Source organism: Pseudomonas sp. 2hn, from assembly GCF_019646095.1.
In the GTDB taxonomy this organism is placed as follows: domain Bacteria; phylum Pseudomonadota; class Gammaproteobacteria; order Pseudomonadales; family Pseudomonadaceae; genus Aquipseudomonas; species Aquipseudomonas peradeniyensis.
This window is the reverse complement of sequence record NZ_CP081016.1, coordinates 3,410,566-3,431,674: the sequence shown is the minus strand read 5'-3', so window position 1 is coordinate 3,431,674 and position 21,109 is coordinate 3,410,566. Positions and strand designations below refer to the sequence as shown.

The following is a 21,109-nucleotide window of genomic DNA, read 5'->3' as shown; positions in this document are numbered from 1 at the left end:
GCCATGCTCAAGATCCTGGTGCGGTTGTACCTGGTGATCATCGTCGCCTATGCCGGGGCGATCGCGCTGATCCCCGACACCATCGTCGGGTTGTTCCATGAGCGCTTCATGGCCTACAACCTCGAGCAGGCCAAGGGTGTGCAGACCCTGATCGTGCGCCAGTTCCAGCAGGCGCCGAGGGAGCAGTGGCCGGCGGTGGAAAAGGACCTGGCCGGGGTGTTCAAACCGCTGCAAGTGCGCCTGCTGCGCATGGACGAGGCCGACCTGAGCGGCGAGGAGAAAGCCCGGCTCGAGCATGGCCTGTATGCGGTGCGCATGGCCGACTGGGGCTACTACGAAACGGTGCTGGCACCGCTGGATTCGCAATGGCTGGTGCGCCTGCACTCGCCGGACGACCCGCTGGACATCAACGTGCTGTCCTGGGGCGTGACCGTGCTGATCGGTGCGGCCATGCTCGGCTGCCTGCTGCTATGGGTATGGCCGCACTGGCGCGACCTTGAACGGCTCAAGGAAACCGCCCGGCGCCTGGGGCGCGGCGAGATGTCCGAGCGCACGCATATCTCGCCTCGCTCGAACATCGGTGAACTGGCCGGGGTGTTCGACACCATGGCCAGCGATCTGGAACGCCACGTCAACCAGCAGCGCGAACTGCTCAACGCGGTTTCCCACGAGCTGCGCACGCCGTTGACCCGCCTGGACTTCGGCCTGGTGTTGCTGTTCGACGAGGTGCCGCCGGCCAGTCGCAAGCGTCTGCTGGGATTGGTGGGGCATGTGCGCGAGCTGGACGAGCTGGTGCTCGAGTTGCTGTCCTACAGCCGCCTGGACAGCGTCGACCAGGCCCGCGAGCGGGTCGAGGTGTCGTTGCTGGAGCTGGTGGACAGCGTGCTCGGCAGCTTCGCCGAGGAGCTCGACAACCGTGGCATTCGCTGGGAGGTGCGCTGCGAAACCGACCTGCCGCGTTTCGTCCTCGACCCGCGGCTGACCGCCCGCGCCGTGCAGAACCTGGTGCGCAACGCCATGCGCTATTGCGATGAATGCCTGCTGCTGCGCCTGCGCCGGGAAGAAGACGGCGCCTGCCTGGTGACCGTGGAGGACGATGGCATCGGTATTCCGACCGAGGAGCGTGAGCGGATCTTCCAGCCGTTCTATCGCCTGGACCGCAGCCGTGATCGCAATACCGGCGGGTTCGGGTTGGGGTTGGCGATCAGCCGGCGGGCCATCGAAGGGCAGGGCGGCACGTTGACCGTGGCGCAGTCGGCGCTGGGCGGCGCGCAGTTCAGGATTCGCTTGCCCGCCGGTTGATGCAGCGCCTGGGCCGGCCTCATCGCGGGGCAAGCCCGCTCCCACGCTGGTGATGATGGTAGGTGTTGGAGGCTGGTGCGGGAGCGGGCTTGCCCCGCGATGGTCATCGTCCTGACAGCCTTGCCGACCAAGTCACGAAGCGGTCCTTGCCCGTGTGCTTGGCCTCGTACAACGCCTGGTCCGCCCTGATCAGCGCCAGGCTCAGGGTATCGCCGCTGTCGATCCGGGCCAGGCCGATGCTGATGGTCACCGGGTGCGCGCCGAGGTCTTCGCGTACGCGCCGGCACAGTGCTGCGACCTGCTGCTCGGCGCTGGCTTCATCCAGCCCCTGGAAGAAGATCGCGAATTCCTCGCCGCCCAACCGCGCGATCTCGTAGCCGGTCATTGCCGCCTTGATATGTGCAGCCACGCGCTTGAGCACCTCGTCGCCGATGTCATGGCCGAAGCGGTCGTTGACCTGCTTGAAATTGTCGATGTCGATCATCGCCAGGAACTGCCCGGCATCCATCTGGCGCAGCTGCTTCTCGGCCTTGGCCATGAACGAGCGACGGTTGGGGATTTCGGTCAGGGCGTCGATGTAGGCCTGCTCCAGCAGCACCTTGGTCAGGTAGAAGTTGTGCAGCTTGGCCTGGCGGATGCGCAGGTAGCTGTAGACCACCAGGCCGCTGAGGAACACCGCGTAGCTGATCAGCATCGCGCCTTCGAGCTTCAGGGCCTCGATGCGGGTGTGGTAGAAGGGGTTGAGCATGACCCAGGTGATGCCCAGGGCGCAGAAGAACGACCAGCGCCGCACCGGCAGCACCGACACGGTGTACAGCACCGTCGAGACGCCGAGCACCAGCCATACCGGGCGCAGAACGATCGGAATGCCCTCGATCACCAAGCGCATGGCCAGGGTGATCACCGCCACGAACAACAGGTTGAGCACGTCGAAATGCTGGCTCTTGCGGGTGAAGCCCAGGACCACGCAGAGGCTGCACAGCAGGGCGATGAACATCCCTGACAGCCAGGTGAAACCCTGGCCGCCGAGGTAGCTGACGATCAGGTCGAAGATCAGCCAGATGGCGATGCCGATGCAGAAGATCAGCAGGCAGAAGCGGCGCATGGCCTCGAATTCGTGCTGGCGGAACTCGGCGCGCAGGGCGGCGGGGGCGACCTGTTGGCGGATGTGGGCTTCGAGGGTTTTGTACATGGGGATGGTGTCTGTGGCCGTGTAGGAGCGGCCTTGTGCCGCGAAAGGGCCGCGCAGCGGCCCCAGGATTTCAGCGTTCATGCAGATATTGTCGGGGCCGCTTCGCGGCCCTTTCGCGGCACAAGGCCGCTCCTACAGCGAGTCCGGTTTCAGCACATCCTTGGCCCAGGGCCGATAGCGCAGGGCGAACACGGCTTCGGCGTGGCATCCCCCAATCAACCCCGGCTGCGCCGGTTCCGCGCGGAACGGTTGCCCAGGCTGGCTGACCTGGCGAAACGCCTCGCGCACGATACCCACCCGACAGGGTAGGGCCTGTTCATAACCCTGGCGCACCAGCGGCGCCAGGCGACCGGTGCCGGCGCCGTCCTGCCACCACACGTTCAGGCCAAGGCTCGCCAGCTGGTCCAGCCACGCACCATTGACCCGTGGCGACAGCTGGCCGGCGCTGAAGGCGCTGATATGCAGGGGCTTGTCCAGCTGCCGGTTGAACGCCTGCAACTGCATGTAGAGCGCATCGCGCCTGGCCGCATCGCGAAAGTGCAGGTCGTCCAGCTCCAGCGGCAGGTACCAGCCGGACACCGGCAACGCCCAGTCGGCCTTGAGCTGCTGGTACTGGGTAAGGGAGCGGCCCAGCTGCGCCTTGAAGTAGCTGTTCAAGCCTTCGCCATCGAGCTGTTCGAGCCGCTGGTAGTAAGCCGGATCCATGTACAGCCCCAGCACCAGCTCCAGCCCCTGGGCCTGCGCCTCGCGCAGGCTGCCGGCAAGCCAGCCGTTGGCGCCGCCGAAGTCGCTGTCGCCGTAGGCGCTCCACTGCACGATCAGGGTCTTGCCGCCCTGGGCCTTGGTGGCGCGCCACAGTTGTTGCCACTGGGCGGGGGTGACGTTGGCGTCACGGTTGAGCGGCTGGTAGAACAGGCGCTGGTCGGCCTGGGCGGGCAGGCACAGGGCGAGCAGGCAGATCGCCAGTAAGGTACGCATCAGAAGTTCATCTCCACACCCAGCAGCAAGCCATTGGCGCGCTCGTAGAGGTTGCCGCCCAGTGCCTGCTGGTACTCGGCGCGTACTTTCAGCGAGCCACGGTAGGCGTTGTAACGGTCATCGTCGAACCACCACTGCCAGCGCACGCCGACCCCGGCGCGGGCGTCCTGGCGCCAGTCGTTGCTCGGGTCCTGGCTTGAGAACTCGAGAAAGCCGTAGGGCATGATCGTCTGCGGCGACTGGCCGGGCAGTTTCCAGGCATGGCCCTGCTGGAAGCGCGACAGCCAGGCATGATCGCCGGCGCGGGTCCACCAGGCGGCGTCCAGATAAAGGAAACGCTCGTCCCAGTCGTCCTCGTCGATGCGCCAGTCATTGCGGTACCGGCCCTGGTCGAGGAAGGACGCGGTGGCGCGCAGCAGCAGGTCGTTGCTCGACTCGGCGTTGTGCCGCAGGTCGCCCCAGTTGCCGCCGACCTTGGCCGGGCTGAGCAGCTCGCCCAGGCTCAGGCCGCTGTAGTGCGTGCTGTCGATCTGGCGCTGGTGGTACAGCTCGGCGTAGAGGTTGAGGTTGGCCTGGCCGAGCGGCTTGTAGCGCAGGCCGACGCCGGTGCCCATGCTCTGGGCGTAGTCGGTGCGGCTCTGGCCACCGAACAGCACGCGTCCATACACCGACAGGGTGCTGCCGTTGCGGCTGGGCTCCTCGCCCAGGGCGTGGTCCCACATCGCCAGTTGCACGTTCTGCGATTGCGCCCGGCGCGAACTGCCGGCGCGCGCGCCGTCGTCGAGGAACTTGTCGTTGGTCGAGGTGCCGGCTGGCGACCAGGTGCTGGCCAGGGTGATGCTGTCGCGGCGCGACAAGGTTTCATGGGCGCGGCGCTGGCGGTACTTGCGCGCCTCCAGGCTGCCGTACTCGTCGTCGCCGTCGACCAGGTTGCGCTCCACGTCCAGCACCCGGCGCAGTTCGCGGCGGGCCGAGGCGCTGTCCTCGGCTTCGTCGTAGCGCAGGGCCAGGGTCTCGCCCAGGCGGTAGTCCTCGGGGAAGTCGCGGGTGGCGCGTTCCAGGTAGGGAATGGACTGTCGCCGTTGCTGCTTGTCCGCCGAGCCGGCCAGGCGCATGCCGTAGTCGGCGCGGTAGCGCGGCTGGTCCGGCGCCAGGCGCACGGCCTCGGCCAGCCAGGCCGTGCTCTGGGCGCTGTCGCCGGCCTGCTGGGCGGTGCCGGCGGCGGCGTAGTAATGATCGGCGCGCGGGGTATGGCGCAGGGCTTCGCGTTGGAAGGCGAGGGCCTGCTGGGCGTCGCCCTGGTGCTGGGCGATGGCGGCGCCCAGCGCCCAGTCGTCGGCGTTGCGGTGCGCGGCCGCGTCCCAGTGGCGGCGGGCGGCGTTGGCGTCGCCGGCGTTCAAGGCGCCACGCGCAGCGGTCAGGCGAGCATTGTCGGTCCAGGCGTCGGCCGGCAGGTTGTTCCAGATTGGCAGCGCCGATTCGGAGTCGCCCGAGGCCTCCAGTGCGTAGGCCAGGGGCAGGCGGCTTGCGGTGTCGCCGAGGCGTTCGGCGGCCTGGTAGTAGACCACGGCTTCGCCAGGCTGGTCGGGCATGGCGCAGCGGCCCAGGGCGCGATACTGCCCGACTTCGCTCGGGTTGGCCGGGATGGCCTTGCGCACCGCGTCGCACTGGCCGGCCTCGGCCAGGCGGGCGAGCAGTTGGCCACGGGTGGCGGCATCCACGCGTGGTACCAAGGCGAGCATGCGCGGGGTGTCCAATGGGCCGTCATTGCGCGCATAGAGGTTGCCCAGGCGTTGCAGCAGCGAGGGCGTCAAACGCCCCTGGCGGCGGTCGTAGGCGTTTTCCAGCAACTGCCGGGCATGCTCGGTCTGGCCACGCTCGAGCAGCATGAACGTGGCTTGCTCCAGCGCCGCGAGGTCGCCGGTCTGGCGGTAGCGTTGTTCCCACTGCGCCGCCGTGCGCGGTTGTGGCGGTTGAGCGGGCTCGCCATACAGGCGCTGCTTGAGGATGGCGTAGCTGCGCGGATTATCACTTGCCTGGCACTGGCCGAGCTGCTCGCGGGCCAGCTTCAGGTCCTTGTGCGACAGCCAGTCGACGGTTTCCAGGCATGGACGCTGCAGCTCGTTGCTCAGCTGGCGCACCAGCGCCGCGTCGTCGCCCTCGCGGGCGAGCTCCCAGAGTTGCCGGCGTTGTTCGGGATGTTGCAGTTGATCGGCCGGCAGGCTCTGCAGCCAACGCTCGGCCTGCTGGTTGTGGCCCATGGCGATGGCGCGGTTGGCCATGGCCAGGCGGGCGTGGGTCGCCGCTTCCTGGGAGGGCGCGCTGGCCAGCAGCTTGTTCAGGCCTTTTTCATCGACCTGCTGGATGTAGGCGTTGGCCAGCCGCTGCCAGTCCTGCGCCGGCAGTTCGCCCTTGTCGGCCAGCGGTTGCAGCTGGTCGATGGTCTCGCCCCAGTTGCGCAGTTGCTCGGCAAAGTTGGCCCGGGTCATGCGCAGCACCATGCCGTCGTCGCGCACCGGCAACTGGTTGAGCCACTCGAGCGCCTTGCCCGCGCCACCGAACTTGGCCAGGCTGACGCTGTAGGCCTGCCACAGGCGTACCCGTTGCTGGCCCTGGCTGTCGGCCAGCCAGGCCTCCACCTGGCTCGCCGCGGGCGGGTCCTGCTCGATCCAGGTCAGGCGCAGTTCGAGCAGGGCGTCGGCGTGCTCGGGGTTGTCGTCGAGGTCCTCGGCGATGGCCTCGGCCTCCTTGTAGCGGCGCTGATGAGCCAAGGCCTCGGCCAGCAGGGCTCGGGCCTCGTTGTTATTGGGCACGCGCCCCAGTACATGACGGGTCAGGCGCTCGACTTCCGTCCAGTTGTCCTTCTGCGCCTCCCGGTAGCCACGCTCCATGAAGGGGTAGCTGGTGAAGCGCTGGAAGTCGGTCATCGGCTTGGTCGGCGCCGCCAGGGTGGTAGAGCACAGCAGCAGGCTGGCGAGGGTCAGGGAAAGACGGGGCGTCATGCCACCTCCCGGGTCAGTTCATAGGCGGCCTGCTGTTCGCTGGCCTGCTCGGCGAGGGCTTGCTGGAGGACCTCTTCGGTGATGATGCCGCGGGCGATCAGGTGCTCGCCCAGGCTCTGCTGCTCGGGGTTGAAGTCGATCAGTGCCTGGTTGAACAAGGTCGCCGGCACCATGCCGCGCACCTGCAGCAGCGTGCCGAGCATCACCTGGTGGATGCCGACCTGCTCCAGCAGGGTAGCGTCGTCCTGATGGCGTTCGAGCACTGCAAGCATTTCGCGGGTCTCGGGCTTCTGCCAGGGGCTCGGGTAGTGGTAGCGCAGGCCGAGGGTGACCCGCCCCTGCGGCGCCAGGCGGGCGCGTACCGGGCGCTTGAGCTGTCGGCTGATCACGCCGAGCGAAACCTGGCTGACCGGACTCTCGCTGGCCAGCACCAGGGTGTCGCCGTCTTCTTCCACCGGCAGTACGCCGTAGTGGGTGGCGAGCTTGCGCGGCAGCTTGGCGATCAACGCAGGTTCAATCTTGAATGGATTCAGCGGCGCCCAGGGCAGGTCCAGCTGCTCGGCCAGGGTCTCGACCAGTTGCTCGCTGCTCAGCCAGCCGCGCAGCAGCAACTCGCGACCCAGGCGCCGGCGCACCGGGCTGGTGATGGCCTGCTCAAGCTGAGTCTCGGTTATCAAGCCTTTCTCAACCAGGCGCTGGCCCAGCGGTGTGCGGGCCGGCGCGGCGAGGGCGGGGAACTCGTGGGTGGTCTTGTCCCAGGCCACCCGCCGCGAATCGCCCATTTCCATCACCTGGCGCAGGGCGCGCAGGTTGGCGAAGAAGTTGACGAAGTTGCTCCACATCATCCGCGGCGCCGACAGCAGTCCCTCGAAAATGCCGTAGTAGCGGGTCACGAACCAGAAACGCTGGAACAGGCGGTTGAACAACAGCAGGCCGTTGAGCCACAGCAATGTGGTCAGCAGCTTGCTGTCGCTGAGGATCGACATGAAGCGCCAGGACTCCGGCGCGATCACCGTCACCAGCCACATCGCTAGCAGCACCAGCAACAGCAGGTTGACCAGGAAGCTCAGCAGGTAGGCGAACAGCCCACGGCGGTCGCGCCAGAGGAAGTAGTTGAGCGCGCCCTTGCGGCTCCAGCCGAGGTTGCTGGTGCCCTGGAACACGATGCCGACGATCCACCGCGACTTCTGCCGGATGGCGTGCTGCCAGTCCCTGGGGAAGTGCTCGCGCACGCAGATCACCTGGGCGAATTCGCGGCTCATGCCGGGGCGCCAGTCCTGCTTGAGGGCCAGCGCCGGGTCGGTGATGGAATAGCGGGCGAAGATGCACTTCATGCCTTTTTGCTTGAGACGAAAACCGATGTCGTAGTCCTCGGTCAGGCTCTGCACATCGAAGGCGATGCCGTCGCCGTCCTCGAGCAGGGCGCTGATCGCCCGGCGGCTGAAGCAGGTGCCGACGCCGGCGCTGGGCACCTGGCCGGTGAGCGCTTCGCGCACGATCACGTCCTTGCCGTGGTTCTCGGCGAACTCGTCGACATAGTGGCCGGCGGTGAAGCCTTTCCATTCCGGTGCATAGGGGTACACCGGGATCTGGATCATGTCCTTGTTCGGCAGCAGGTAGTTGAACAGGCGCAGTTCCATCGGCGAGATGACGTCTTCGGCGTCATGCAGGATGAACCCGGCGAACTCGATGCGCGCGTCCTGCTGGAAGCGCAGGATGGCGTCGATGATGTTGTTCAGGCAGTCGGCCTTGCTGGTCGGACCGGGGCGGGCGCAGACCACCTTGTGCACGTTGGGGTAGTGCAGGCACACGGCATCGACGTCGGCCTGGGTCTGCGGGTCGTTGGGGTAGGTGCCGACGAAGATCTGGTAGTTCTCGTAGTCGATGGTCGAGGCCGCCAGGCGCGCCATTTCACCGACCACGCCGACCTCGTTCCAGGCCGGCACCATGATCGCCAGGGGCTTTTCCGGCACCTCGAACAGGCGCTTCTCGTCGGCCTTCTCGAACTTGTCGTAGATCCGGAAGCGCCGGATCAGCTTGCGGCCCCAGTAGCACAGGTCGATGAACAGGTCGTCCAGGCCGAGCACGAACATCAGTGTCGCCAGGATGATGGCAAGGATCTTCAGGCCGAACAGGACATAGGTGAGGAAATCGATGAAGGCCAGGCTCATGCGTTGTCCCGTGCGGCGGATTGCTCGGCGAACCAGCGGCTCAGGCGTTCGGCGATGCGTTCGCTGGCGTGGCCGTCACCGAAGGGGGTGAACACCTGCGCCATGCGCGCGTAGGCGACCGGGTCGTCGAGCAGTTGGCTGGTCTCGTGGACGATGCGCTCGGTCAGGGTGCCGACCAGCTTGACCGTGCCGCCCTTGAGCACGGCGGGACGCTCGGTGACCTTGCGCAGCACCAGCACCGGCTTGCCCAGGGCGGGCGCCTCTTCCTGCACGCCGCCGGAGTCGGTGAGGATGATATGGGCGCGGTTCATCAGCCAGACGAAATGCGGGTAGTCCTGGGGCGCGACCAGGTGGATGTTGTCGCGCCCGGACAGCACGCTGTACACCGCGTGCTGCACCTGCGGGTTGAGGTGCACGGGGTAGAGGAACTGCACGTCAGGGTAACGCAGGGCCAGCTCGGCCAGGGCCAGGCAGATGCGTTCGAAGCCGCTGCCGAAGTTCTCCCGGCGGTGGCCGGTGATCAGCACCATGCGCTGGTCGTCGCGCAGCACCTTGAGCGGGGACTCGGGCGCGGGACGCCAGTTGTCACGGTGCAGCTTGTCGCGCATCCACAGCAGGGCGTCGATCACCGTGTTGCCAGTGACCTCGATGTGTTCGGGCGGCACGCCTTCGCGGATCAGGTTGGCGTCGGAGTCGCGGGTAGGGGTGAAGTGCAGGTTGGCGAGCACGCCGGTCAAGCGCCGGTTGGCTTCCTCGGGCCAGGGCTGCTGCAGGTTGCCGGTGCGCAGGCCAGCCTCGACATGGCCGATGGGGATATGCCGGTGGAAGGCCGCCAGCGAGGCGATGAAGCTGGTGGTGGTGTCGCCGTGTACCAGGACGATATCGGGCTTGACCTGCTCGTAGGCGCGGTCGAGCTTGTCCAGCAGGTCGCGGGACAGGCCATTGAGGGTCTGGTTCTGGGTCATCACCTGCAGGTCCTGGTCGACCGTGAGGCCGAAGGCGGTGAGGACCTGTTCGAGCATTTCGCGGTGCTGGCCGGTGGAGCAGATATGCAAGTCGACCTCGGGCCAGTCGCGCAGAACGCGGGCCAGTGGGGCCATCTTGATCGCTTCAGGGCGGGTACCGAATACCATCATCACGGTGAAAGCCATCGTGTAGTTCCTCGTTCGATTCCCTGGACGAAGTTGTACGACGTGTCGCCGCTTGCCAGTCATAGATACAAGCAGTCGATCACGGGGTTGTCCAATGCGTGGGCTGCGCCAGACGGTGCGCTGCAGGCGCTTGCGCAAGTGCCACGGAGGCGGGGGTCGTGTCGGCACTGTCGAGGCCGAACGCCAGGGAGGGGTGGTGCGGAAACGTTTATGCTAGCTTTTCTTGATTGAACGGTCAGTCAATAAAGTATTTCCGGCTTTTTCTTACAGTCTTCTTCTTGTAGCTTTGTAGGTCTTTTCTTCAGGGAGCTGAACATGCAAGGCAAGGCGCGCAAGGTTGTCCAGGCCATCCTTTACGAGGCCATCGCCGTGGCCTGCGTGGCGCCGGCGCTGGAGCTGGCGTTCGGCGCCGGCATGGCCCAGTCGACGGTGCTGTCGATCCTCATGTCGGGCATCGCCATGAGCTGGAACATGGCCTACAACTGGGCGTTCGAGCGCTGGGAGGCGCGTCAGCACCAGCGCAGCCGCACCTTCCTGCGACGCCTGCTGCATGCCCTGGGCTTCGAGGGCGGGCTGGTGCTGATCCTGCTGCCGCTGGTGGCCTACTGGCTGGATATCGGGCTGTGGGCGGCGCTGGTGACCAACCTGGCGCTGTTCGTGTTCTTCTTCGTCTATGCGTTCGTGTTCCAGTGGGGGTTCGACAAGGTCTTCGATGTACCGGTGTCGGCGCAGGAGGTGGCCAAGGGGTGCTGACACCGGTGGCTTTCTCCCACAAGCCACCGGGATTCCCTTCAGCCCTGCGCATCGCCAATAATCCCTGTTCACCCTAGCCAGACCCGCACCGATGCCGCGCCCGATCATCCTGCCGCTCGCCGAGAACTATCGCCATGGCGAGCACATCGCCCCGCACTGCCATGACCGTGCCCAACTGATCCACGCCATCAGCGGCGTGGTCACGGTCAGTGCCCGCGAAGGCAGCTGGGTGGTCCCCCCGGGGCGCGGGGTGTGGGTGCCGGCGGCGGTCGAGCACGAGCTGCGCATGGCCGGCGTGGTGCGCATGCGCACCTTGTTCGTCGAACCCGGCGCGCGCCCGGACCTGCCGCGCCAGTGCCAGGTGATCGAGATCTCGCCGCTGTTGCGCGAGCTGATCATCCGCGCCATGGACATCGCCCCCGACCACCCGGCCCAGGGGCGTGAGGCGCGGATCATGCAGCTGATCCTCGACGAGCTGCGCGTGCTGCCGGTGTTCGCCTTGCATGTGCCCAGCCCGCACTCGACGCATCTGCAAGGCCTGTGCGACGCCCTGCGCCAGGCACCGTCCGAGGACTGGAGCCTGGCCCGCGCCGCCGCCCACAGCGGCCTCAACCCGCGCACCCTGACCCGCGCCTTCCAGCGCGAGACCGGCCTGAGCCTGGTGCAGTGGTTGCGGCGCATGCGCCTGCTGGCAAGCCTGGATGCCCTGGCCGCCGGACAGTCGGTGCTGGAGGTGGCGTTGGACCTGGGTTACGACAGCCCCAGTGCCTTCAGTGCCATGTTCCGTCGCACCCTCGGGGTGTCGCCGTCGGTCTACTTCGGCAGGGCCGCGGAGCGCTGGTAGGCCAGCCCCGGCGACGACTCCCAGCCGCCGCCCAGCGCGGTGAACAGGTTCACCTCGGCCAGCAACTGCGCCAGGCGGTCGCTGATCAGGCCCTGCTGGGCGCTGAACAGCGAGCGCTGGGCGTCGAGGAAGGTCAGGCTGCTGTCGATGCCGGTGCGGTAGCGGTTCTCGGCCAGGTCGTGGTAACGCTGGCTGGCCTCCACCAGGTCGCGTTGGGCCCGCAACTGCTGCTGATAGGTGCTGCGCGCCGCCAGGCCGTCGGCCACTTCCTGGAAGGCGGTCTGGATCGACTTCTCGTAGCGCGCCACTTGCATGTCCTTCTGCAGTTTCGCGTAGTCGAGGCTGGCTCGCAGGCTGCCGGCGTTGAACAGCGGCAGGTTGATCTGCGGCTGGAACAGCCAGGTGCCGCTGCCGGCGTCGAACAGGTCGGCCAGTTCGCGGCTGCTGCTGCCGGCGTTGGCGGTCAGGCTGATGCTCGGGAAGAACGCCGCCCGCGCCGCGCCGATATTGGCGTTGGCGGCCTGCAGCTGGTACTCGGCCTGGCGGATGTCCGGGCGGCGTTGCAGCAGGTCGGCGGGCAGGCCGGCGGGCACCCGGGCGATCTGCTCGTCGGCCAGCGGCAGCGCCGGCAGGTGTTCGTCGACCTGCGCGCCGACCAGGCGCTGCAACTGGTTGAGGTCCTGGGCGGCCAGGCGGGTGTAGCGCGCCACGGCAGCGCGGGTGCTGTCGACGCGGGTGGTGGCCTGGATCTGGTCGAGCGCCGACAGGGTGCCGGTGCGGCGCTGGCGCTGGGTCAGGCGCAGGCTCTTCTCGTCGGCCAGCAGGGTCTGGCGCGACAGGGCCAGCAGCTCCTGGTCGGCGCGCCAGGTCAGGTAGGCGCCGGCGACACTGCTGAGCAGGCTGAGCTCGGCGCCACGTCGGGCCTCGTCGGTGGCCAGGTAGTTGAGCAGGGCCTGGTCGCTGAGGCTGCGCAATCGACCGAACAGGTCCAGTTCGTAGGCGCTGATGCCGACGGTCGCTGATTGCTGGCTGCTGATCATGCCTTCGCCGCCAGTGCGCCGCCGTGGCAGGTACTGGCGCGTGCCCTGGGCGTTGGCGGCGATCTTCGGCAGCAGTTCGGCGCGCTGGATGCGGTACTGGGCGCGGTAGGCCTCGGCGTTGAGCACGGCCACGCGCAGGTCGCGGTTGTTGACCAGCGCGGTGTCGAGCAACTGGCGCAGCACCGGGTCGCGGAACACCCCGCGCCAGTCGCCGGTCACGTCCGTGGCGGGTGGCCCGCCACGGTAGGCGGCGCCCGTGGGGTACTGCTCGGCGCTGGGCGAGGGCGGGCGCTGGTAGTCGGGGGCGAGGCTGCAACCGGTCAAAACGAGAGCAAGCAAGGGCAGGGTGATTCGCGGCATGACAGGGTCTCTGGAATCAAGTGCCGGCCATCCAGCGGGCCAGGCCATGGCGTCCGCTGACGCCGAGCTTGGCGGTGGCGCGTTTCAGGTAGGTCTCGATCGAGCTGTTCTTCACATTCAGGCGCTGGGCCATCTGCGGCACGGTGCCTCCGGTGAGCAGGCCGATGCACACTTCCTGCTCGCGGCTGGACAGGCGGATCGCCTCCTGCTCCAGACGCTCGGTGAAGACCTGGCGCAGTGAGCCGGCCTCATCCGCCTGCAGGCTTCCCGGTCGGCGCTGGGCCGCCTGCAGGAACAGCTGGGCGTGGTGCTCGACCAGGGGCAACAGGGTGTCGGACAGGCGCTTGAGCAGCGACAGTTCGGCCAGGGAGAACATTCGCTCGCTGCGCTGGCGATGACAGCAGATGACCCAGCGCCGGTCGCCGCTGCGCGACACCAGGTTGCACTGGTGCACGGGGGCGTTTATCTGGATCAGCAAGGGGTCTTCCATGCGCATGATGCTTTGCAGCAGGGGATGGCGCAGCTGCGCCTGCGCGGGCGTCGCTTCGGGCAGGCCGGCGCTGCCCAGCATCTTGACCTGGCGGATGCTGGCCTGGTCGCTGTCGAGGGTCCACTCGCTGAGGTCGAGTCGATGGATCGGCACCTGGTCGTCGATCAGCTGGAACATCTGTTCGGCGAAGGTGGCATCGCCGGTGCTGGCAACCAGTGCGCCCAACTGCAGGTACAGGTGCGGGTCGTGGCGGTGTTCGAGGCTGTCGATCAGCTTCATGTCGTTGTCTTCCTTGATCCGGTAACGCGGTGGGTCTCGCGGTCGAGTCCTCTCTGTGCTGGGGCTTGGCGCTATTGAATAGCAGGCTCCGAGCCTGCGTCTGTAGCGGAAAGCGGGGACAGGAAATGCCAAATTATCCGACAAGAAAAGTTGGTATTTCCCCGGGCTCATACAGCCTGAATCGATGGATTGTCGGACAATTGGCGCCAGAAACCGGCCAGATCGCCGGCGATTGCCACGCCGGCTGAGAGGGGTAGGCAGGTACCGGCTGCCGACTATCGTCAATTTCCTACAAAAGATTCAGCAGACTCAGGCGGAGCGAAAAGGTACTGGCTAATGTCCGGGTTTGGGGGGCCATACAGGGCGTGGGGTGGGTGCTTGAATCCGCGGACGATCCCGTTTCAAGGAAGACCCGCCCATGTCCGTCGCCGATAGCTTCCCCCTGACCTGCGCCCAGCGCGACATCTGGCTGGACCAGATCAGCCACGGCGATTCGCCGCTCTACAACGTCGGCGGCTATCTCGAGTTCGACGGCGCCGTGGACAGTGGCCTGCTGCGGCGCGCGCTGACGCATCTGGTCGCGCTTCACGACGGGTTGCGCACGGTGCTGGTGCGCGAGGCGGGGGATGATGGCGTGGCCCGCCAGCGCTTTGTGGCCGGTTTGCAGGTACCGCTGGACGAGCACGACCTGCGCGGGCAGGCTGAACCGTTCGCCGCTGCGCAGCGTCTGGCCAAGACCTTGCTGCAACAGCCCTTCGCCCTTGAAACCGGCCCGTTGCTGCGCATGGCATTGCTGCATGTGGATGCCGGGCGCAGCCTGCTGATGTTGCAGGCCCATCACCTGATCCTCGACGGCTGGGGCCTGGAGCAGTTGCTCCACCAGCTGGGCCAGTTCTACGGTCTGCTCGAGCAGGGTCTGGCACTGCCGGACACGGCTCCGTCCTACCGGACATTCATCGAGGATGACCTGGCCTACCAGGGATCGGCCCGCCAGCAGCGCGATCTTGCCTATTGGCAAGGCCGTTACCCGCAACTGCCCGATGCGCTGCTGCGGCCCAGGGAACAGGGCCTGCCGCCAGGTGCCACGCCCAGCCATGCGCTGGAGCGCAGTTTCGACGGTGACCTGCTGGCGCGCATGCGGCAACTGGCCGACGAGCTGCAGGGATCGGTCGCCCATGTGCTGCTGGCGGCCTTGCACGTGTGCTGTGCCCGGGCCTGGCAGCGGGACGACTGGGTGGTCGGGCTGCCGGTGCGTAACCGTGGCAATGCGCGAGCCAAGGCGACCCTGGGCATGTTCGTCCAGGTCAATGCCTTGCGCATGGACTTCGGCCGGCATTTGAGCTTCGCCGAGCTGGTGCGCGGCATCGGCGATGCCCTGCGGCGCGACCTGCGCCACCAGCGCCTGCCGCTGAGCGATCTCAACCGGGCGTTGGGGGTGTCTCGGGAGGCCCGGAGGCAATTGTTCGAGATAACCGTGTCCTACGAGGAAGAAGGCCACGACCTGCGCTATGGCAGCCTTGGCGCCCACAGCGTCAAGGTATGCAACGATCACGAGCCGACGCCGCTGTCGATCTACCTGCGCAGCAACCCGCACAATGGCAAGGCCTGGCTGCACTTGGTGTACAACCAGGCCTGGCTGGCCCCCGAAGAGGTCGAGGTGTTCACTGCGCGCCTGCTGCATGTGCTGGCCCAGGGGCTGGAGCGGCCGCAGGCGGCCATCGACGACTACGACCTGCTCTTGCCCGACGAGCACCAGCGCCTGCGGCTGTGGAATGCCACGGCCAGCGCCGCCCAAGGCCCGGCCCTGATCCATCGGCGCATCGAGGCCCAGGCCGCGCTGCGCGCCGAGGCGACGGCCGCCGTGCACGAGGGGCGCCACCTGAGTTATGCCGAGCTGAACAATCGTGCCAACCAGCTGGCCGCGCAACTGCAGGCCCTGGGCGTGGTGCCGGAGCAGCGGGTGGCCGTGGTCGCCCGGCGTGGCCTGGACACCCTGGTCGGCCTGCTGGCGGTGCTCAAGGCCGGCGCCGCCTATGTGCCGATCGATCCGGCGCACCCGGGCGAGCGCTTGCGCTACCTGCTGGATGATTGCGCGCCGAAGGCGGTGCTGACCCAGTCCAGCCTGCGCGAGCGCCTGCCGGCCATCGATGTGCCGGTGATCGAGTTGGACCGCCTGCCTCTGCCCGCGACGGCGTTCGCCGACCTCGAGGTGCCGGGGCTTTCGGGTTCGAGCCTGGTCTATGTGATCTACACCTCCGGCTCCACCGGCCAGCCCAAGGGGGTGATGATCGAACACCGCATGCTCGCCAACCTGGTCGACTGGCACTGCGAAGCCTTTGAGCTTCACCCGGGCAGCGCCACCTCCAGCCTGGCTGGTTTCGGCTTCGATGCCATGGCCTGGGAGATCTGGCCGACCCTGTGCGCCGGCGCCACCCTGCACCTGGCGCCGGTGGGCGAGGGCGGCGAGGATATCGAGGCGCTGCTGCGCTGGTGGCGCGCCCAGCCACTGCAGGTCAGCTTCCTGCCCACGCCGGTGGCCGAGCACGCCTTTGCCCAGGGCGAGCCGCATCCCACCCTGCGCACCTTGCTGGTCGGCGGCGATCGCCTGCGTCGGCTGGCCCGCGAGCGGGGCTGGCGGATCATCAACAACTACGGGCCGACCGAGGCCACGGTGGTGGCCAGCGCGGGCGAGGTGCGTCCGGGCCAGGTGCTGCATATCGGCGCGCCGGTGGCCAATACCCGCCTGCATGTGCTCGATGCCCAGGGCCGGCAACTGCCGATAGGTGCCGTCGGTGAGCTGTACATCGGCGGTGCGGGTGTCGCCCGCGGCTACCTGAATCGGCCCGACCTGACCGCCGAGCGCTTCCTCGACGACCCGTTCACCCCGCAGCACGGCGCCCGGATGTACCGCACGGGGGACCTGGTGCGCTGGTTGTCCGACGGTACCCTGGAGTACCTGGGGCGCGGCGACGACCAGGTCAAGATCCGCGGCGTGCGGGTCGAGCTGGGCGAGATCGAGAGCGCGCTGGCCAGCCACCCAGCCGTGCGCGAGGCGCTGGTGCTGCTGCGCGACGGCCAGCTGGTGGCCTGGTACCTCGGTGAACAGGCATCGACCCCGTTGCAGTTGCACGAGCACCTGCGCAGCCGCCTGCCTGCCGTGTTGCTGCCGAGCGCCTATGTGGCGATGGCGGCCTGGCCGTTGACCACCAATGGCAAGCTCGACCGCCGCGCCTTGCCCGCGCCGGGCAGCGAAGCCACGGTACGGCGCGCCCACGAGCCGCCCCAGGGCGAGCTTGAGCAGCGCCTGGCCGCGCTGTGGGCCGAGTTGCTGGAGGTGGAGCAGGTCGGGCGGCATGATCATTTCTTCGAGCTGGGCGGCCATTCGCTGCTGGCGGTACGCCTGATCGAACGCATGCGTCAGGCGGGGTTGCAGGTCGATGCCCAGGTCCTGTTCGGTCAGCCGACCTTGGCGAGCCTGGCCGCATCGCTTGGCGACGCCCCGGTGCAGACGGTGCCGGCCAGCCGCGTGATCCCGGGTAGCCAGCGGATCACCCCCGAGATGCTGACCCTGACCCGCCTCGACCAGGCCAGCATCGACCGCATCGTCGACAGGGTTCCGGGCGGGGCGGCCAATGTGCAGGAAATCTACCCGCTGGCACCGTTGCAGGAGGGGATGCTGTATCACCACCTCACCGAAGACCGTGACCCGTACCAGCAACAGGCGCTGTTCGCCTTCGCCAGCCAGGCTGTGCTGGAGGCGTTCAACCGCGCCTTGGCCGGGGTCATCGAGCGTCACGACATCCTGCGTACCAGCCTGGCCTGGGAAGGCCTGGCGCAGCCGCAGCAAGTGGTGTGGCGCCAGGCCTGGTTGCCGCTGAGGGTGCTTGCGCCCGCTCCGGGCGACGCGGCCACCCGGTTACGCGAAGAGGGACTGCGGCTGGACCTGCGCCAGGCGCCGATGATGGCCCTGGCCTGCGTCGAGGACAGCGCGCGGCAGCGCTGGCTGGGGCTGCTGCACTTCCACCACCTGGTCAACGACGCGGTCTCGGTGCAGGTGCTGCTGGCCGAGCTGGCGACGCTGATGGCGGGCGAGGGACACACGCTGCCAGCGCCCGTGCCGTATCGCAACTACGTCGCCCTGAGCCGCGACGAGGCCAGGCAGGCGGGGCATGAAGCCTTCCTGCGCGAAGCCCTGGCCGGGGTGGAAGCGCCACCCAGGCTGGCCGGCATGGGCGAGGAGGGCCAGGCCACAGTCGAAACCTGCGCCCTGACCGTCCCTGAGGGCTTGGCCACGACCTTGCGCCAGCGCGTGCGTCAGCACGACGTCGGCCTGGGCAGCCTGATGCACCTGGCCTGGGCACAGGTGCTGGGAGCCTTGGGCGGTCGCGACGAGGTGCTGTTCGGCACCGTGCTGCTGGGCCGGGTAATGGCGGGTGAGGGCGCCGAGCGGGCGCTGGGCATGTTCATCAACAGCCTACCGCTGCGGGTGTCGCTGGCCGGTCGTGATGTGGGCCAGGCGCTGAGCGCAATCCACGGCCAGCTGGCGGCACTGCTCGGGCACGAGGATGCGCCGCTGGTGCTGGCCCAGCGCTGCAGCGGCTTGCCCGCCGGGGTGGCACTGTTCGACAGCCTGCTCAACTACCGGCATGGCGCCGCGCACGACGCTGTGGCGCTGCCTGGCGTGACGTTGCTCGATGCCAGCGAGGTGCACAGTCACGCCCTGGTGCTGACCGTGGACGAGCAGGGCGACAGCCTGCGGCTGAGTGTGCGGGCACCTCGCGAACTGGGCGCCGAACGGGTGCTCGGGCATGTTTGCTGCGCCCTGCAGGCGCTGGCCAACGCCCTGGTCAGCGAGCAGCCAGTGGCGCTTCAGTCGCTGTCGACCTTGCCGGAGACGGAGCGCGTCTATCTGCTGGAGACCCTCAATGCCACCGAGGTGGCGCTGGATCCCGCCTATGCGCACCTGCCGGCGCTGTTCGCCGCTCAGGTGCGACGCACGCCGGATGCCGTGGCGCTGCAGAGCGAAGAGACGCAGCTCACCTACCGCGAGCTCGACGCCCAGGCCAATCGCCTGGCCCATCACCTGATAGGCCTGGGCGTGCGGCCCGACAGCCGGGTCGCCGTGTGCCTGGAACGCGGCGCCTCGCTGATTGTCGGCCTGCTCGGCGTGCTCAAGGCCGGTGGCGCCTATGTGCCGCTGGACCCCGGCTACCCCGACGAACGCCTGCACTACATGCTTGCCGACAGCACGCCCCTGGCACTGCTGGTGCACGGAGCCACTCGCGGCCTGTTCGAGGGCCTGGCGACACCGCTGGTGGATCTGGATCACGGTGACTGGCAGGCGCACGACGACCATGCGCCCGAGCTGCCGGAACTGGCCGGTGGGCACCTGGCCTATGTCATGTACACCTCGGGCTCGACCGGTACGCCGAAAGGGGTGATGGTCGAGCATCGTGGGTTGTGCAACCTGATGCGCTGGGGCAGCGACCTGTGTCCGCCGCAGGCCGACGACGCGCTGCTGCAACGGGCGCCGTTCAGCTTCGACGGCTCGGTGTGGGAGTTGTTCTGGCCGCTGTGCGCCGGCTTGCGCCTGGTGCTGGCACGCCCCGACGGGCACCGCGATCCGGCTTATCTGGTGCAGCTGATCCAGGCGCGTCGGGTGACCACCGTCAAGTTTGTCCCGGCCCTGCTGCAGGCGTTTCTCGACACCCCGGGCGTCGAGCGTTGCAGCAGCCTGCGCGATGTCTTCTGTGGCGGCGGCGAGCTGACCCTGGCGCTGGCGCAACAGGTGCGCCAAGCCTTGCCCCAGGTGCGCCTGCACAATGTCTATGGCCCCACCGAGGCCACCGTGGACAGCACCGCCTGGACCCTGGAGCCGCAGCAGCCGTTGCCCGTCGTCGCCCCGCCGATCGGGCGGGCGATCGGCAATACCCGGCTGTATGTGCTCGATGCCCATGACCGTCCGGTGCCCGTGGGGTGTGCCGGCGAACTGCATATCGGCGGTATCGGCGTGGCCCGCGGCTACCTGGGCTTGCCGGCGTTGCAGGCCGAGCGCTTCATCGCCAGCCCGTTCGTGGCCGGCGACCGCCTGTACCGCACCGGCGACCTGGTGCGCTATCGCGCCGATGGCGAGCTGGAGTTCCTCGGGCGCAACGACTTCCAGGTCAAGCTCAACGGCCTGCGCATCGAGCCGGGCGAGATCGAGGCGCTGCTGGCGGCCCATCCGGCCCTGGGCCAGGCCGTGGTGCTGGTGCGCGAGGAGCGCCTGGTGGCCTATGCCAGCTGTCGCGACGGCCATGCCGCGCCGACGCCGGAAGCACTGCGTGCCTACCTGTCGGCGCGCCTGCCGGCCTACATGGTGCCCTCGGCCTACGTGCTCCTGGCCGAGCTGCCGCTGAGCCCCAACGGCAAGGTCGATCGCCGCGCCTTGCCGGCGCCGGGCGCGGAGGCGGTGATCAGCCGGGCTTATGAGGCGCCCCGTGACGAGCTGGAGCAGGCGCTGGCACAGATCTGGACCGAAGTGCTTAAGATCGAGCAGGTCGGCCGCGACGACAACTTCTTCGAGTTGGGCGGGCATTCACTGCTGGCGGTCAGCCTGGTGGCGCGCATGCGCCAGGCCGGGCTGCATGCCGATGCGCGCCTGCTGTTCAGCCAGCCGACCCTGGCGGGCCTGGCGGCCAACACCCGGCGTGAGCAGGAGCAGGTGGCGATTGCGCAGACCACCATTCCGGCGCTGAAGGGCAGGCGGCGGATCTGATGAGTGACGTTGAGCTGGCGAGGGGGCGTGGGAGCGGGCTTACTATGGCACCGGCTTCGCCGGTGATCGCGGGGCTAGCCCGCTCCCACGCTGGTAGATAGGCGGATTATTTCGGCGAAATGCGATAGACGCAGCGCCGATCCCCCGAGATCAGGTGCTCGCAGCGCTCCACCAGCCCCTGCTCGCCGATCGCCGCCTGGAACACCTGCAGCTCGCTGCGGCAGAACCCCTGGCAGCGGGTGGCGGCAATGCAGATCGGGCAGTGGTTCTCGACGATCAGCCAGTCATTGCCGTCAGCCTGCATCTCGGCCATGTAGCCAGCGCGCTCGCGCAGTTGCACGAGAATACGCACCTTGTCTTCCAGGCTTTGCCCATCGGCGCAGGCCTGCTGGTATTCACGGCTGTTGCTGTCTTCCATGCGGCTGATCAGGCGGTCGACCCCGTCGCTGCCAAACACCTGCTCGACGCTCTCGATCAGTTGCAGGGTCAGCACGCTGTGGGAATCGGGGAAGCGGCGCTGGGCAGCGGCGGTCAGTGCCCATTTCTGCGAAGGGCGCCCGGCGCCCTTGGCCGGCACGCTGATGCCGCTGATCAGGTCGGCCGCCTGCAGCTTCTGCACCTGCTGGCGGGTGGCTTCGAAAGTAATGGCGAGCAGTTGGGCCAGGTCGGCGGTCTTGAGCGGCCCGCGGGTCTTGAGCAGGAACAGGATGCGGTCGGCGGTGCAGTTGGTATCAACGGTGGTCGAGGTCATGGAGCGCTGGAAACCGGGCGTGAATGAACGGATCGGGCA

At 67.9% G+C, this 21,109-nt stretch carries 12 protein-coding genes; 4 read left to right on the top strand and 8 right to left on the bottom strand.

What is annotated here, in order from left to right; translation table 11 throughout:
- Nucleotides 1-3: 3 nt before the first annotated feature.
- Complete coding sequence (locus K2O50_RS15410; RefSeq protein WP_050705881.1) at nt 4-1,302, top strand: ATP-binding protein; 1,299 nt, start codon at nt 4-6, stop codon at nt 1,300-1,302.
- Between the two features lie 103 nt (nt 1,303-1,405).
- Here the strand turns inward: K2O50_RS15410 and K2O50_RS15405 are convergent, their stop codons facing one another.
- The 5 genes from K2O50_RS15405 to wecB all read right to left on the bottom strand — a co-directional run bounded on the left by K2O50_RS15405 (nt 1,406) and on the right by wecB (nt 9,796).
- Nucleotides 1,406-2,494, bottom strand: coding sequence for a diguanylate cyclase (locus K2O50_RS15405; RefSeq protein ID WP_050705889.1), 1,089 nt, complete (start codon nt 2,492-2,494; stop codon nt 1,406-1,408).
- Nucleotides 2,495-2,626: 132 nt separating this feature from the next.
- A complete protein-coding gene (locus tag K2O50_RS15400) occupies nt 2,627-3,472 on the bottom strand; it encodes a DUF4434 family protein (RefSeq protein WP_050705880.1) in 846 nt (281 codons plus the stop codon).
- On the bottom strand, nt 3,472-6,474 hold the full coding sequence (locus tag K2O50_RS15395; protein ID WP_050705879.1) for a phage receptor: 3,003 nt from the start codon (nt 6,472-6,474) through the stop codon (nt 3,472-3,474). Before K2O50_RS15395 ends, K2O50_RS15400 begins: the two co-directional genes overlap by 1 nt.
- Nucleotides 6,471-8,645: a cyclic di-3',5'-guanylate-activated glycosyltransferase NrfB gene (nrfB, locus tag K2O50_RS15390; RefSeq protein WP_050705878.1), complete on the bottom strand. Its 2,175-nt coding sequence runs from the start codon at nt 8,643-8,645 to the stop codon at nt 6,471-6,473. Before nrfB ends, K2O50_RS15395 begins: the two co-directional genes overlap by 4 nt.
- Nucleotides 8,642-9,796 (bottom strand): non-hydrolyzing UDP-N-acetylglucosamine 2-epimerase, encoded by a 1,155-nt coding sequence (wecB, locus tag K2O50_RS15385; protein WP_050705877.1) that lies wholly within the window; start codon nt 9,794-9,796, stop codon nt 8,642-8,644. The genes nrfB and wecB overlap by 4 nt, the downstream gene beginning before the upstream one ends.
- 315 nt (nt 9,797-10,111) lie before the next feature.
- Between wecB and K2O50_RS15380 the strand changes: the two genes are divergently transcribed.
- Together K2O50_RS15380 and K2O50_RS15375 are read left to right on the top strand one after the other, a co-directional pair.
- Nucleotides 10,112-10,549 carry a PACE efflux transporter gene (locus K2O50_RS15380; protein WP_050705876.1) on the top strand — a complete coding sequence of 146 codons (438 nt, stop codon included), beginning with the start codon at nt 10,112-10,114 and terminating at the stop codon, nt 10,547-10,549.
- Between the two features lie 91 nt (nt 10,550-10,640).
- Nucleotides 10,641-11,393, top strand: coding sequence for a helix-turn-helix transcriptional regulator (locus tag K2O50_RS15375; protein WP_050705875.1), 753 nt, complete (start codon nt 10,641-10,643; stop codon nt 11,391-11,393).
- Here K2O50_RS15375 and K2O50_RS15370 read toward each other — a convergent pair.
- Together K2O50_RS15370 and K2O50_RS15365 are read right to left on the bottom strand one after the other, a co-directional pair.
- Complete coding sequence (locus tag K2O50_RS15370; RefSeq protein WP_050705874.1) at nt 11,363-12,793, bottom strand: efflux transporter outer membrane subunit; 1,431 nt, start codon at nt 12,791-12,793, stop codon at nt 11,363-11,365. The two genes, K2O50_RS15375 and K2O50_RS15370, sit on opposite strands and share 31 nt — an antisense overlap.
- A 16-nt stretch (nt 12,794-12,809) precedes the next feature.
- Nucleotides 12,810-13,562: a helix-turn-helix transcriptional regulator gene (locus K2O50_RS15365; RefSeq protein ID WP_050705873.1), complete on the bottom strand. Its 753-nt coding sequence runs from the start codon at nt 13,560-13,562 to the stop codon at nt 12,810-12,812.
- A gap of 418 nt (nt 13,563-13,980) precedes the next feature.
- Here K2O50_RS15365 and K2O50_RS15360 point away from each other — a divergent pair, with 418 nt between their 5' ends.
- Nucleotides 13,981-20,319 carry a non-ribosomal peptide synthetase gene (locus tag K2O50_RS15360; RefSeq protein ID WP_220689823.1) on the top strand — a complete coding sequence of 2,113 codons (6,339 nt, stop codon included), beginning with the start codon at nt 13,981-13,983 and terminating at the stop codon, nt 20,317-20,319.
- Nucleotides 20,320-20,425: 106 nt separating this feature from the next.
- Here the strand turns inward: K2O50_RS15360 and K2O50_RS15355 are convergent, their stop codons facing one another.
- A complete protein-coding gene (locus K2O50_RS15355; RefSeq protein ID WP_050705870.1) occupies nt 20,426-21,070 on the bottom strand; it encodes a metalloregulator ArsR/SmtB family transcription factor in 645 nt (214 codons plus the stop codon).
- Nucleotides 21,071-21,109: the final 39 nt, after the last annotated feature.